Consider the following 13,668-nt stretch of genomic DNA (forward strand, 5'->3'; position numbering starts at 1 on the left):
GTCACTCGCAAAATGGTCGATGTATCGATTGAGATGATGTGAATGGCTAAAAAATTATCAACGGTGATGGCTGTTTCGTTTGCTTAATGAGCAATAATGCGCGAATTAAGCGTACCAGACTTACCAGCTAAGCCATTGGGCGCTACCATAGCGCGATTGCAATGACAGGAGATGTCCATGAGCGAGCAAGCTATTCGTTTAACGCAATACAGCCACGGAGCCGGTTGCGGTTGTAAAATTTCCCCTAAAGTGCTGGATACTATCCTGCATAGCGAGCAGGCGAAGTTTCTCGACCCGAACCTGCTTGTTGGCAATGAAACGCGTGATGACGCCGCCGTTTACGATCTGGGTAACGGCACCTGCGTTATCAGCACCACCGACTTTTTTATGCCGATTGTCGATAATCCCTTCGATTTTGGCCGTATTGCGGCGACCAACGCCATTAGCGACGTTTTCGCTATGGGCGGAAAACCGATTATGGCGATAGCTATTCTCGGCTGGCCGTTGGATAAACTGGCACCGGAAATTGCCCGTGAGGTGATTGAGGGTGGGCGATTCGCCTGCCAGCAGGCGGGCATTGCGCTGGCGGGAGGCCACTCCATCGACGCGCCGGAACCGATTTTTGGCCTTGCCGTGACCGGCGTGGTACCCACCGAGCGGGTGAAGAAAAACAGCACCGCGCAGGCGGGTTGCAAACTGTTCCTCACCAAACCTTTGGGCATTGGCGTGTTGACCACGGCAGAGAAAAAATCCCTGCTGAAGCCCGAACATGTCGGTCTGGCGACGGAAGTGATGTGCCGCATGAACAGCGCCGGTGCTGCCTTTGCCGCTATCGAAGGGGTGAAAGCGATGACCGATGTAACTGGCTTTGGCCTGCTCGGCCACCTCAGCGAAATGTGTCAGGGCGCAGGCGTACAGGCACAAGTGTGGTATCAGGATGTACCGAAACTGCCGGGCGTCGAAGCGTATATCGCCCAGGGCGCGGTACCCGGCGGTACCCAGCGTAACTTCGCCAGCTATGGCCATCTGATGGGCGATATGCCGACCGCAGTGCGCGATCTGCTGTGCGATCCGCAAACTTCCGGCGGCTTGCTGTTGGCGGTAGTGCCGGGTGCGGAAGAGACAGTGAAAGCGACGGCGGCGGAATACGGTATTGAGCTTAGCGCCATCGGTGAGTTGGTTAGCGCCCGCGGCGGTCGTCCGATGATCGAGATCCGTTAAGTCGATGCGCTTATTTATTGCCGAAAAGCCCAGTCTGGCGCGTGCCATTGCCGATGTGCTCCCGAAGCCCCATCGCAAAGGCGACGGCTATATTGAGTGCGGTAATGGTCAGGTGGTGACATGGTGTATCGGTCACCTGCTGGAGCAGGCGCAGCCGGATGCTTACGACAGCCGCTACGCGCGCTGGAATCTGGCGGATCTGCCGATTGTGCCGGAAAAGTGGCAGCTGCAGCCCCGTCCATCGGTGCTGAAACAGATCAACGTCATCAAACGCCTGCTCGCTGATGCCGAGCAGGTAGTCCACGCCGGTGACCCGGATCGCGAAGGGCAACTGCTGGTTGATGAAGTGATCGATTACCTGCAACTGCCACCTGAAAAGCGCCAGCAGGTGCAGCGTTGCCTGATTAACGATCTCAACCCGCAGGCCGTTGAACGGGCGCTTGAGCGGCTACGTGCCAACAGCGAGTTTATTCCGCTGTGTGTCTCGGCGCTGGCCCGCGCACGCGCCGACTGGCTGTACGGCATTAATATGACCCGCGCTTACACCCTGTTGGGGCGCAACGCCGGTTATCAGGGGGTGCTGTCGGTTGGGCGCGTACAAACGCCGGTGCTGGGGCTGGTGGTACGTCGTGATGAAGAGATCGAAAACTTTGTCGCCAAAGATTTCTTTGAGGTGAAGGCGCATATCATTACCCCTGCCGGAGAGCGTTTTACCGCCCTGTGGCAGCCGAGCGAAGCCTGCGAGCCGTATCAGGATGAAGAGGGACGCTTGCTGCATCGCCCGCTGGCGGAGCATGTGGTAAACCGCATTAACGGCCAGCCCGCGCTGGTTACCGCGTATAACGATAAACGGGACTCAGAACCTGCGCCGCTGCCGTTTTCCCTCTCGACATTGCAAATTGAGGCGGCAAAACGCTACGGGCTTAGCGCGCAAAATGTGCTCGATATTTGTCAGCGCCTGTACGAAACCCACAAATTGATTACCTATCCGCGTTCCGACAGCCGCTATCTCCCGGAAGAGCACTTTGCTGGTCGGCATGCGGTACTGAACGCAATTGGTCAGCATGCGCCGGATCTGCTGCCGCAGCCGGTGGTCAATCCGGATACGCGCAACCGTTGCTGGGACGATAAAAAAGTCGATGCCCACCACGCCATTATTCCCACAGCGCGCGCATCGAAAGTTTCCCTTAACGACAACGAAGCCAACGTCTACAGCCTGATTGCCCGCCAGTATCTGATGCAGTTCTGCCCGGATGCGGTGTTTCGCAAATGCCAAATCGATCTCGATATCGCTAACGGCAAGTTTATCGCTAAAGCGCGTTTTCTGGCGGAGGCTGGCTGGCGAACCCTGCTTGGCGCGAAAGAGCGCGATGAGGAGAACGATGGCACGCCGCTGCCGGTGGTGGCAAAAGGGGATGAACTGCTGTGCGAGAAAGGCGAAGTTGTCGCGCGCCAGACGCAGCCGCCGCGTCACTTTACCGACGCCACATTGCTATCGGCGATGACCGGGATCGCGCGCTTTGTGCAGGATAAAGAGCTGAAAAAAATTCTTCGTGCCACCGACGGGCTCGGCACCGAAGCGACGCGTGCCGGGATTATTGAACTGCTGTTTAAACGCAGCTTCCTGGTGAAGAAAGGGCGCTATATTCACTCTACTGAGCCGGGCCGGGCGCTGATCCACTCGCTGCCGGAGATGGCGGCGCGCCCGGATATGACCGCCCATTGGGAATCAGTGCTTACGCAGATTAGTGAAAAAGAGTGTCGCTATCAGGACTTTATGCAGCCGCTGGTTACCACGCTCCATGAGCTGATCCACCAGGCACGCAATACGCCCGTGCGTCAGTTTCGTGGGCTGGTCGCGCCTGGCGCGGAGAAGAAAAAGCCTTTTACGAAAGCGCGAGCTAAAAAACGCCCCCCTGCGAATAAGAGCGGCGGCGAGGCGGCTTCCGATGCCGGATAACGCCGCGCGGTGTTATCCGGCTCCTGAGATTAAATGACGCCCTGCGCCAGCATCGCATCGGCAACTTTAACGAATCCGGCAATGTTGGCCCCGCGCACATAGTGCGTCTGTTTCTCTTCACCGCCGTACGCGACGCAGGCCTGGTGAATATCGAGCATAATGTGCTGCAGGCGAGTATCGACTTCTTCTGCTTTCCAGCCCATACGTGCGGCATTTTGCGCCATCTCCAGCCCGGAGGTCGCCACGCCGCCCGCGTTGGCGGCTTTTCCCGGCGCAAACAGCACGCCCGCATCAAGCAACAGTTCCGTGGCCTCAATGGTGGTGGGCATGTTGGCACCTTCCGCTACCGCTTTCACGCCGTTGGCGATCAACACCCGCGCCGCGCCGCTATCCAGTTCGTTTTGCGTGGCGCAGGGCAGCGCGATATCGACGGGGACTGACCACGGTTGTTGGCCTTCGAGCCAGGTAAGGCCAAATTCCTGCGCATAATCCGCAAGACGACCGTCGCGGCTGGCTTTGATAGCGCACAGACGCGCGAGCTTTTCGTTGTTAAACCCGGCTTCATCCACCACGGTTCCGCCGGAATCAGAGGCGGTTATCACCCGTGCGCCGAGGGCCATCGCTTTTTCAATCGCGTACTGCGCCACGTTGCCGGAGCCGGAAACGGCAACGCGCATCCCTTCAAAACCAAGATGGTGTCGCTTAAGCATCGCATCGGTGAAATAGACCAAACCGTAGCCGGTGGCTTCTGGACGGATCAGGCTGCCGCCGAAAGAGAGACCTTTGCCGGTGAACACGCAGGCGGTATTGTTGGACAGTTTTTTCATCATCCCGGCCATAAAGCCCACTTCTCGTGCGCCAACGCCGATATCGCCCGCCGGGATATCCGTATCCGCGCCTAGATGGCGATAGAGCTCGCCGATCAACGCCTGGCAAAAGCGCATCACTTCGCCCTCGCTTTTCCCTTTCGGATCGAAATCGCTGCCGCCTTTGCCACCGCCCATCGGCAGGGTTGTGAGGGCATTTTTGAAGGTCTGTTCGAAGCCGAGGAATTTAAGGATCGACAGATTGACCGACGGGTGAAAACGCATGCCGCCTTTATACGGACCGATGGCCGAGCTGAACTGCACCCGCCATGCGCGGTTAACCTGTACCTGATTACGGTCATCAACCCAGGCAACGCGAAACTGAATGACCCGTTCCGGTTCAACCAGCCGCTCAAGGAGCGACATCTGGCGGTAGCGCGGATTCGCATCAAGGAATGGCCACAGGGTGGTCATCACTTCGCGAACGGCCTGGGCGAACTCCGGCTGGTGCGGATCGCGTTGTTCGACATAATGGAGGAATGAAGCAAGAGAGTGAGTCTGATCCATAGATATAAGCGTCTCTTAGTGGTGCGGTGGGTTTATAGTGTTGAAAATGCGCAAAAAATAGGCGCTTTCCGACTATAACATCCACAATGCGGCCTGCCGCAAGATAAAACGCCGCCGCAGCAGGCAAATTCATCATTGTTGTCGTGTCATCACAAAAAATGATGAACCGGCAAACTAAAGTCCTGACCAGTAGATCCGTTATAGTAATAAGTGGAGTCAATTAAACAGGAGTGGTTATGGCTCGAATGAAGTGGCTGGCCGCCGCGTTGTTACTGACAGCGTCAGGCAGCGCGCTGGCAGAACGTTCACCCTCGCCCGATATTCAGGTGAATGTACCGCCGGAAGTGTTCAGCAGCGGTGGGCAAAACCAGAACCCACAGCCCTGTATGCAGTGCTGCGTGTACGACAATCAACGCTACAGCGAAGGGGCGGTAATCAAAACCGAGGGGATATTATTACAGTGCCAGCGCGACGAGAAAGTTATCTCGACGAACCCGCTGGTATGGCGGCGCGTGAAGCCATAAACGCTTCCAGCAGAGGGATATCCGCCGGCGCCAGCGACAGTTGCAGCGCGTCGGCGGGTAAGCACCACAGCAGGTTACTGTGATAGTGGCGCAGCGGTTCACCGCTAAAATCCACGACATGCCAGGCATGCAGGTGAATCAGCCTGCCGGAGACTTCACGTTGATGGCTGGCAATATAGCCACCTGGAACAGCGTCAATACCTAACTCTTCGCGTAATTCGCGCGCTAGCGCCTGAGGCTGTGTTTCTCCCGCTTCCACCTTGCCACCGGCGAACTCCCACAGCCCGGCCTGATCGGCATGTACCGGGCGCTGCGCCAGTAAAATGTGGCCGTCGCGCTCAATAATGGCCGCCACGACATCAAGGGTTTTCAGCTGGGTCATTGGTATTTCCACAAAAGTGCTGGCTCCATTCGAGCCAGCCGCCATCATACACGGCGATATTCGGCCAGCCGAGGGAGCGGGCAATAAAAAAGGCAAACGACGCGCGCCAACCGGTACCGCAATAAAAAATAATCCGCTGGTCGCCGCTTATCTGCTGTTGATGCCAGAGGGCAGCGATTTCCGCAGGAGCGCGCACCGTGCCATCAGGGTGATGAAAATTGGCGATATACTGGCTGTCACCCTCAGCCATTCCCCACCGCGCGCCGGGAATATCCCCCGGCGTGAGATAGTCGTATCCGCTGGCTATACCATTGTATTCAAGCCAGCTGCGAATGCTAACCAGCACCGTTTCCGGCAGTGCACGCATCTGGCTGGTTTGCTCAATATCGAGCAAAAAATCGGCCTGCGCCGGAACAGGCGTGCCGAAATTTTTGGCAGCCACGACAGACGACGCATTGCCTTTCTCCTGCGCCATTCCGGCACGCAGCCAGCTCTGCCAACCGCCGTCCAGTAAGCGTACATCCTTCACCCCGGCGTATAACAAAATCTGTCCCAACCGCTCGGGAGCGTAATTTCCCCGGCCATAAAGGATAACCGTGGTATCGGCTCGCAGCCCATGTTTCAGCAGGGTATGGCGCAACGGTTGTGGCGAGATGACATTCCACAGCGGCGGGCTTTCTACTTCGCCGGTATCCATATAATCCGCGCCGGGGATATGCCCGGCGCGCCAGCTCTCTTTGGCGTTAAAGCCCACTTCCACCAGCCGCCACTCACCGGCGGGTGCGGCGCTAAGCGGGCGGTTTTGCTGCAATGCCGCCAGCCAATGTGCAGTCACCCACGGCGAGTGTTGCATCGATTCAGAGCGTAAATTTTGCCCACACCGGCGCGTGGTCGGAGGGTTTTTCCATACTGCGAATCTCGTAATCGATCCCGGTTTCGCTGCAGCGCTCCGCCAGCGGCTGGCTTGCCAGCAGCAGATCGATACGCAGGCCACGGTTGTCGTCAAAGCCTCGTGAGCGGTAATCAAACCACGAGAAACGATCCGTAAGTTGCGGGTTGGCTGCGCGGAAGGTATCCACCAGCCCCCAGCCTTTCAGGCGCTCCATCCACTCGCGCTCTTCCGGCAGGAAGGAGCATTTTCCCGTACGCAGCCAGCGCTTGCGGCTCTCTTCGCCAATACCAATATCGAGATCCGTCGGGCTAATATTCATATCGCCCATGATCAGTACCGGCTTCGATTTATCCAGCTCGGTGTCCAGATAGTTTTGCAAATCCTGGTAGAACTTCTCTTTTGCCGGGAATTTCAGCGGATGGTCGCGGCTTTCGCCCTGCGGAAAATAGCCATTGATCACCGTAATGTCGCCGATAGGAGAGGGCAGCTCTGCCATGATAATCCGGCGCTGCGCCTCTTCATCATCATTCGGGAAGCCGCGACGCACGGAAACCGGCGTCTCTTTCGTGAGCAGCGCCACGCCGTAATGGCCTTTCTGGCCATGATAAAAAACGTTGTAGCCAAGGCGAGCGACATCCTCAAGCGGGAACATATCGTCGTGGACTTTGGTCTCCTGCAGGCCGATAACGTCTGGTTGATGTTGCTCGACCAGAGCCTGCAGTTGATGGGGGCGGGCACGCAGGCCATTGATATTAAAAGAGACGAATTTCATAGTCGCAGCCATTAAGCAGAGTGAATGATGCATAGGTTAGCAGAATTTACATTTTGCAACCGCCACTTATTACGCTCGCCCCGTTCAGTGGCTACAAACGCGCCGCCAGCACCGCTATGGTGCGCGTTGCGCCAAAAAAGAGCATCGTTGCATTATTAATTACGCTTATGATCACAATTCCACAATTAATATTTCTAATTGCATAAACAGGCGCGAAATCCTGCCTGTCCTCCACTCCCATGCGCAATATATTCACTTTTTATGCAAATTAAATGCATAGCGACGGGCTTTAAGTCATTGAAATTACGTCCTGTGGAGCCGCCTATGCATTTTTATCGCTGGCTGGCACGAACCCTGCAATCTACATTAACAGCGAAAACACTCATTTTATTAACATTTCGTCAACCATTTATTTACCGGAAGAGGTTGCTATGTCTCAGTCAATTACGCGTGAAAACTTTGATCAATGGATGTTGCCTGTCTACGCGCCAGCGCCTTTTATTCCGGTACGCGGTGAAGGTTCCCGCCTGTGGGATCAGCAGGGAAAAGAGTATATCGACTTTGCTGGCGGTATCGCGGTAAATGCGCTGGGGCACGCACATCCTGTGTTGCGCAATGCATTAAACGAGCAGGCGGCGAAGTTCTGGCATACCGGCAACGGTTACACCAACGAGCCGGCGTTGAAACTGGCGAAACGCCTGATTGATGCCACCTTTGCCGATCGCATCTTCTTTTGTAACTCCGGGGCAGAAGCGAACGAAGCGGCGCTGAAACTGGCGCGCAAATATGCCCATGATACTTACGGGCCGCAAAAAAGCGGCATTGTCGCTTTCAAAAATGCGTTCCACGGCCGCACCCTGTTTACCGTCAGCGCGGGCGGACAGCCAGCCTATTCGCAAGACTTCGCACCGTTGCCGCCGCAGATTCAGCATGCCCAGTTTAACGATCTCGCCTCCGCCAGCGCGTTAATTAATGATGATACCTGCGCGGTAATTGTTGAGCCGATGCAGGGCGAAGGCGGCGTCGTGCCCGCCAGCCAGGCATTTTTACAGGGGCTGCGCGAACTCTGTACCCGCCATAACGCGCTGCTGATTTTTGATGAAGTGCAAACCGGCGTCGGTCGCACCGGCGAGCTGTATGCCTATATGCATTACGGCGTGACGCCGGATGCGCTTACCACCGCGAAAGCGCTCGGCGGCGGTTTCCCGATTGGCGCGATGTTAACCACCGAGCAGTTCGGTAAAGTGATGAATGTTGGCACCCATGGCACCACCTACGGCGGCAACCCACTGGCGGGCGCGGTGGCCGGGGCGTTACTTGATATCGTTAATACCCGCGAAACCCTGAACGGGGTCAAACAGCGCCACCAGTGGTTCACCGAGCAGCTTACGGCGATCAATGAACGCTATCAGCTGTTTAGCGAGATCCGTGGCTTAGGCCTGCTGATTGGCTGCCAATTAGTGGCGGAGCATGCAGGAAAAGCCAAGCAACTATCGCTGCTGGCGGCGACAGAAGGGGCGATGGTGCTGATTGCCGGGGGGAATGTGCTGCGTTTTGCACCGGCGCTGAATATCAGTGAAGAAGAGATCCGCAGCGGGCTGGAACGCTTCGCCCGCGCCTGTGAACACCTGGTTACGGAGAAAAAAGTATGATGGTGATCCGTCCTATCGTCGCAGGCGATTTACCGGCGCTGCTACGCCTCGCCAGCAAAACCGGCCGCGGCCTGACGTCGTTGCCCGTTGATGAAGCGACCCTTGCGGCGCGCATTGAACGCTCGCGGCTCACCTGGCTGGGTGAACTGCCGAAGGGCGAGCAGGGCTATGTCTTTGTGCTGGAAGATACGCAAAGTGGCGAAGTAGCGGGCATTTGCGCCATCGAAGTGGCGGTTGGCCTTAACGATCCCTGGTATAACTACCGCGTGGGAACCCAGGTGCACGCGTCGAAAGAACTGAATGTCTATAACGCGCTGCCGACGCTGTTTCTCAGTAACGATCACACCGGTAGCAGCGAGCTGTGCTCGCTGTTTCTCGATCCCGCCTGGCGTAAAGAGGGCAACGGCTATCTGTTATCAAAATCTCGCTTTATGTTTATGGCGGCATTTCGCGACCGCTTCAATGAAAAAGTGGTGGCGGAAATGCGCGGCGTCATCGACGAGCACGGTTACTCACCATTCTGGGAGAGCGTGGGCAAGCGCTTCTTCTCCATGGAGTTCAGCCAGGCAGACCATCTGTGCGGTACCGGGCAGAAAGCCTTTATTGCGGAACTGATGCCCAAGCATCCGATTTATACCCATTTCTTGTCTGAAGAAGCGCAGGCGGTGATTGGCGAGGTGCACCCACATACGGCACCGGCGCGCGCTGTGTTGGAAAAAGAGGGTTTTCGCTATCGCAACTACGTGGATATTTTCGACGGTGGCCCGACACTGGAGTGCGATATTGACCGCGTACGGGCGATTCGTAAAAGCCGGCTGGTGTCCGTCGGCGAAGGGCAGCGCGCGCCCGGGGAATGGCCAGCGTGTATGGTGTCGAATGAGAATTACCAACATTTTCGCACCATGCTTATCAAGGCCGATCCTAACACTGAACGGTTGCTGTTAACGGCGGCCGAACTGGATGCGCTGAAATGTCAGGCCGGGGATACCGTACGGCTGGTGCGCCTGTGCGCCGAAGAGAAAAGCGCTGAGGAGAGATCACGATGAGTTTATGGATTAATGGCGATTGGGTCACGGGGCAGGGCGAACGCCGCCGCAAAACCAACCCGGTAAGTCACGAAACCCTGTGGCAAGGTTTCGATGCCGATAGTGAGCAGGTAACCCAGGCGTATCAGGCCGCGCGCGCCGCTTTTCCGCACTGGGCGCGCCAGGGTTTTAGTGCGCGCCAGGCCATTATTGAAAAATTTGCCGGGCTGCTGGAGGCCAACAAAGCCGCGCTAACGGACATCATTGCCCGTGAAACAGGTAAGCCGCGCTGGGAAGCGGCGACAGAAGTGACGGCGATGATCAACAAAGCCGCGATTTCTGTTAAAGCCTATCATGCGCGTACCGGAGAGCAGCATACGGAGATGGCGGACGGCGCGGCGAGCCTGCGCCATCGTCCCCACGGCGTGCTGGCGGTTTTCGGACCCTATAACTTTCCGGGCCACCTGCCGAACGGTCATATTATTCCGGCGCTGCTGGCGGGTAACACGCTGATCTTTAAACCCAGTGAATTAACGCCGTGGAGCGGTGAAGCGGTCGTGAAACTGTGGGAACAAGCCGGGCTGCCTGCCGGGGTGCTTAATTTAGTGCAGGGCGGTCGCGAAACCGGCCAGGCATTGAGCGCCTTAGCGGGACTGGACGGTTTGCTGTTTACCGGCAGCGCCAATACGGGGTATCAACTCCATCGCCAGCTTGCCGGGCAGCCGGAAAAAATACTCGCTCTCGAGATGGGCGGTAATAACCCGCTGATTGTTGAAGATCCCGACGATATTGATGCCGCCGTGCATCTGGCGATCCAATCCGCATTTGTTACCGCCGGACAGCGCTGTACCTGCGCACGTCGCTTGCTGGTGAAACGCACGCCCGCCGGTGATGCTTTTCTGGCGCGGCTGGTGGAAGTGAGTTCACGTCTGGTTCCGCAGGCGTGGGATGCTGAACCCGCTTCGTTTCTTGGCGGCCTGATTTCGCCCCAGGCGGCTCAGCACGTTTACCAGGCCTGGCAGGCTCATGAAGCGCGCGGTGGTAAAACATTACTGGCTCCGCGCTTGCTGGCCGAAGGCGCCTCGTTACTGACGCCGGGCATTATTGAAATGACGGGCGTGGCGGACGTGCCCGATGAAGAGGTATTCGGTCCTCTGCTGTGTGTCTGGCGATATGACAGCTTTGACGAGGCTATTCGCATGGCGAACGACACGCGCTATGGGCTGGCCTGTGGGCTGATTTCGCCCAGCAGAGAGCAATTCGACCAGCTTTTGCTGGAAGCGCGCGCCGGGATCGTTAACTGGAATAAACCGTTGACCGGCGCGGCCAGTACTGCGCCCTTTGGCGGTGTCGGCGCATCGGGCAACCATCGCGCCAGCGCGTGGTATGCGGCAGATTATTGCGCCTGGCCGATGGCAAGCCTGGAGTCTTCGACAATAACGTTGCCGTCGACCCTCAGCCCGGGACTGGATTTTTCCCGCGAGGAGCAGCCATGAAAGCGCGCGAGGTCAATTTCGACGGGCTGGTTGGGTTAACCCATCATTACGCCGGACTCTCTTTCGGTAATGAAGCATCGACCAAACACCGCTTTCGCGTCTCCAACCCGAAACTGGCGGCGAAGCAGGGGCTGCTGAAAATGAAAGCCCTGGCGGATGCCGGTTTCCCGCAGGGGGTGATCCCGCCGCAGGAGCGCCCCAATATCGCGGTCTTACGCCAGCTCGGTTTTAGCGGCAGCGATGAACAGGTGGTGGAAAAAGCGGCTTCACAGGCGCCGCAGATCCTCTCCGCCGCCAGCTCGGCGTCGGCAATGTGGGTGGCCAATGCCGCCACCGTTTGTCCTTCGGCGGATGCACTGGATAACAAAGTGCATTTTACCGTCGCCAATCTGAACAACAAATTTCACCGGGCGATAGAAGCACCCAGCACGGAAGCGCTGCTGCGCGCTATTTTTCGTGATGAAACGGCATTTGCCGTGCATCCGGCGCTGCCGCAGGTCGCCATGTTTGGTGATGAAGGGGCGGCGAACCACAACCGCTTTGGCGGCGATTATGGCGAACCGGGCGTGCAACTGTTCGTTTACGGTCGGGAATATGCCAGCCATGACGCCCCGGCACGCTATCCGGCGCGCCAGACTTTAGAAGCCAGCCAGGCGGTGGCGCGCATTAACCAACTGCGTGCGGAACAGGCTGTTTTCGCCCGGCAAAACCCGGATGTTATTGATCTGGGTGTGTTTCATAATGATGTGATTGCCGTCTCAAACCGTCAGGTCCTGTTTTGTCACGAACTGGCCTTTGCCGACCAGCCGACGCTGCTGGCGCAGCTACAGGAAAAAGTGCCGGGATTTATGGCGCTGCAGGTACCGCAGCAGGCGGTTTCCGTTAGCGACGCGGTGGCAACCTATCTGTTTAACAGCCAGTTATTGAGCCGTGACGATGGCAGTATGATGCTGGTGCTGCCGCAGGAGTCGCAGCAACATGCGGGCGTATGGCGCTATTTAAATACTCTGCTGGCGCAGGATAATCCCATTAGCGAACTGAAGGTGTTCGATCTGCGTGAAAGCATGGCCAACGGCGGCGGCCCGGCTTGTCTGCGCTTGCGCGTTGTGCTGACTGCGGCCGAGCAGCAGGCCGTCAATCCGGCGGTAATGATGAATGACAGCCTGTTTGCTACTCTCAATGAGTGGGTCGATCGCTACTATCGCGATCGGCTGACGCAGGCGGATTTAGCCGATCCGCAGCTGCTACGCGAAGGGCGTGAAGCGCTGGACCGATTAACACAGTTGCTGAATCTGGGATCGGTGTATCCCTTCCAGCGTTAACGGGAGGTTTTATGGAGAACTTTCTTGCTGCCACGCTTGCGGGCGATATCCCGCGTAAAACGTCAGGCGAGTCGGGCGGTATTCACTGGCTGTGGCATGAGCAGGGCATTCTGGAGCTTATCCCGTCGCAGGCCACAGGCCGATCGCTGGTTATCTCTTGCGCTATCCACGGTAATGAAACCGCGCCGGTTGAGATGCTGGATCTGCTGCTAAAAAATCTCTTTTCTGGCGTACAACCGCTGAGCTGGCGGCTGTTAGTGGTGCTCGGTAATCCGCAGGCGCTGGCGCAAAACAAACGCTTCTTACATAACGATCTCAATCGGATGTTTGGCGGTCGCTGGCAAACGCTGCCGCCAAACGATGAAACCGTGCGCGCCGCCCAGCTTGAACGGGCGGTAACCCATTTCTTTGCCGAAGGCGATGAAGTGCGCTGGCATCTTGATTTGCATACGGCGATTCGCGGCTCGCACCATCTTCGCTTTGGGGTGCTGCCCCAACGAACCGAACCCTGGGATGAGCCATTTCTCGAGTGGCTGGGCGCTGCCGGTCTGGAGGCGCTGGTTTTTCATCAGTCTCCGGGCGGCACCTTTACACACTTTAGCTGCCAACATTTTAATGCGCTGGCCTGCACGCTGGAGCTTGGCAAAGCGTTACCGTTCGGCGAAAACGACCTGAGCCAGTTTCAGCGTACCGCCTGGGCGCTGGCAGCCTTACTGGCCGGTGAGCCCGCGCCGGATACGGAAACCAGGCCGCTGCGCTATCGCGTCGTCCAGCAGCTGACGCGCCACAGTGAGATGTTCAAACTGCATATGGGGGCCGATACGCTTAACTTTACGCCCTTTTGCGCGGGTACATTGCTGGCGGAAGACCGCGGTGAGCGGTATGTGGTGCAGCACGAGCAGGAGTATGTCCTGTTTCCCAATCCGAACGTTGCCGTTGGTTTACGCGCCGGATTGATGCTCGAAAAAATGAATTAATTACTCCGCCCTGTTAATTCAGGGCTTATTTTATGCCTGTGAGTGATAATTTACAGAATAATCCTGGAATGG

12 protein-coding genes are annotated in these 13,668 nt (G+C 57.2%); 8 read left to right on the forward strand and 4 right to left on the reverse strand.

Translation table 11 applies throughout. The features are described 5' to 3' along the window. Positions 1 to 177 precede the first annotated feature (177 nt). Positions 178 to 1,221: a selenide, water dikinase SelD gene (gene selD, locus RW65_RS17975; protein WP_039058175.1), complete on the forward strand. Its 1,044-nt coding sequence runs from the start codon at positions 178 to 180 to the stop codon at positions 1,219 to 1,221. 4 nt (positions 1,222 to 1,225) lie between these two features. Beyond that, on the forward strand, positions 1,226 to 3,181 hold the full coding sequence (locus RW65_RS17980) for a DNA topoisomerase III (protein ID WP_039058176.1): 1,956 nt from the start codon (positions 1,226 to 1,228) through the stop codon (positions 3,179 to 3,181). A 29-nt stretch (positions 3,182 to 3,210) separates the two neighbouring features. Here the strand turns inward: RW65_RS17980 and gdhA are convergent, their stop codons facing one another. Further along, positions 3,211 to 4,554, reverse strand: coding sequence for an NADP-specific glutamate dehydrogenase (gene gdhA, locus RW65_RS17985; RefSeq protein ID WP_039058177.1), 1,344 nt, complete (start codon positions 4,552 to 4,554; stop codon positions 3,211 to 3,213). Positions 4,555 to 4,790: 236 nt separating this feature from the next. On the opposite strand from gdhA, the gene RW65_RS17990 reads away from it, so the two are divergent. Then, the gene (locus tag RW65_RS17990) at positions 4,791 to 5,078 is read left to right on the forward strand and encodes a YnjH family protein (protein ID WP_039058178.1); all 288 of its coding nucleotides are present in this window, start codon (positions 4,791 to 4,793) and stop codon (positions 5,076 to 5,078) included. On the opposite strand, the gene RW65_RS17995 is transcribed toward RW65_RS17990, so the two are convergent. The 3 genes from RW65_RS17995 to xthA are packed head-to-tail and all read right to left on the reverse strand — an operon-like array spanning position 5,035 to position 7,124. After that, on the reverse strand, positions 5,035 to 5,460 hold the full coding sequence (locus RW65_RS17995) for a pyrimidine (deoxy)nucleoside triphosphate diphosphatase (protein WP_039058179.1): 426 nt from the start codon (positions 5,458 to 5,460) through the stop codon (positions 5,035 to 5,037). The genes RW65_RS17990 and RW65_RS17995 overlap by 44 nt on opposite strands. Further along, positions 5,438 to 6,295, reverse strand: coding sequence for a sulfurtransferase (locus RW65_RS18000; protein ID WP_231564409.1), 858 nt, complete (start codon positions 6,293 to 6,295; stop codon positions 5,438 to 5,440). Before RW65_RS18000 ends, RW65_RS17995 begins: the two co-directional genes overlap by 23 nt. Positions 6,296 to 6,317: 22 nt before the next feature. Continuing rightward, positions 6,318 to 7,124, reverse strand: coding sequence for an exodeoxyribonuclease III (gene xthA, locus RW65_RS18005; RefSeq protein WP_039058181.1), 807 nt, complete (start codon positions 7,122 to 7,124; stop codon positions 6,318 to 6,320). 431 nt (positions 7,125 to 7,555) lie between these two features. Here xthA and astC point away from each other — a divergent pair, with 431 nt between their 5' ends. From astC to astE, 5 genes are read left to right on the forward strand one after another with little or no spacing between them, the layout of a single operon-like run. Next, a complete protein-coding gene (gene astC / locus RW65_RS18010) occupies positions 7,556 to 8,776 on the forward strand; it encodes a succinylornithine/acetylornithine transaminase (RefSeq protein ID WP_039058182.1) in 1,221 nt (406 codons plus the stop codon). Then, entirely contained in the window at positions 8,773 to 9,822 is a 1,050-nt protein-coding gene (gene astA, locus RW65_RS18015) for an arginine N-succinyltransferase (protein ID WP_039058183.1), read from the forward strand. The genes astC and astA overlap by 4 nt, the downstream gene beginning before the upstream one ends. After that, entirely contained in the window at positions 9,819 to 11,297 is a 1,479-nt protein-coding gene (gene astD / locus RW65_RS18020) for a succinylglutamate-semialdehyde dehydrogenase (protein WP_039058184.1), read from the forward strand. The genes astA and astD overlap by 4 nt, the downstream gene beginning before the upstream one ends. Next, on the forward strand, positions 11,294 to 12,619 hold the full coding sequence (gene astB, locus RW65_RS18025; RefSeq protein ID WP_039058185.1) for an N-succinylarginine dihydrolase: 1,326 nt from the start codon (positions 11,294 to 11,296) through the stop codon (positions 12,617 to 12,619). Before astD ends, astB begins: the two co-directional genes overlap by 4 nt. An 11-nt stretch (positions 12,620 to 12,630) precedes the next feature. Continuing rightward, positions 12,631 to 13,596, forward strand: coding sequence for a succinylglutamate desuccinylase (astE, locus tag RW65_RS18030; RefSeq protein WP_039058186.1), 966 nt, complete (start codon positions 12,631 to 12,633; stop codon positions 13,594 to 13,596). Positions 13,597 to 13,668 lie beyond the last annotated feature (72 nt).

Origin of the sequence: Enterobacter sp. Bisph1 (assembly GCF_000814905.1) — a bacterium.
Taxonomy (GTDB): Bacteria; Pseudomonadota; Gammaproteobacteria; order Enterobacterales; family Enterobacteriaceae; genus Kosakonia.

Coding starts and splice junctions, on each gene's coding strand:
- selD (WP_039058175.1), top strand. CDS start 178: ATGAGCGAGCAAGCTATTCGTTTAACGCAATACAGCCACGGAGCCGGT.
- RW65_RS17980 (WP_039058176.1), top strand. CDS start 1,226: ATGCGCTTATTTATTGCCGAAAAGCCCAGTCTGGCGCGTGCCATTGCC.
- gdhA (WP_039058177.1), bottom strand. CDS start 4,554: ATGGATCAGACTCACTCTCTTGCTTCATTCCTCCATTATGTCGAACAA.
- RW65_RS17990 (WP_039058178.1), top strand. CDS start 4,791: ATGGCTCGAATGAAGTGGCTGGCCGCCGCGTTGTTACTGACAGCGTCA.
- RW65_RS17995 (WP_039058179.1), bottom strand. CDS start 5,460: ATGACCCAGCTGAAAACCCTTGATGTCGTGGCGGCCATTATTGAGCGC.
- xthA (WP_039058181.1), bottom strand. CDS start 7,124: ATGAAATTCGTCTCTTTTAATATCAATGGCCTGCGTGCCCGCCCCCAT.
- astC (WP_039058182.1), top strand. CDS start 7,556: ATGTCTCAGTCAATTACGCGTGAAAACTTTGATCAATGGATGTTGCCT.
- astA (WP_039058183.1), top strand. CDS start 8,773: ATGATGGTGATCCGTCCTATCGTCGCAGGCGATTTACCGGCGCTGCTA.
- astD (WP_039058184.1), top strand. CDS start 9,819: ATGAGTTTATGGATTAATGGCGATTGGGTCACGGGGCAGGGCGAACGC.
- astB (WP_039058185.1), top strand. CDS start 11,294: ATGAAAGCGCGCGAGGTCAATTTCGACGGGCTGGTTGGGTTAACCCAT.
- astE (WP_039058186.1), top strand. CDS start 12,631: ATGGAGAACTTTCTTGCTGCCACGCTTGCGGGCGATATCCCGCGTAAA.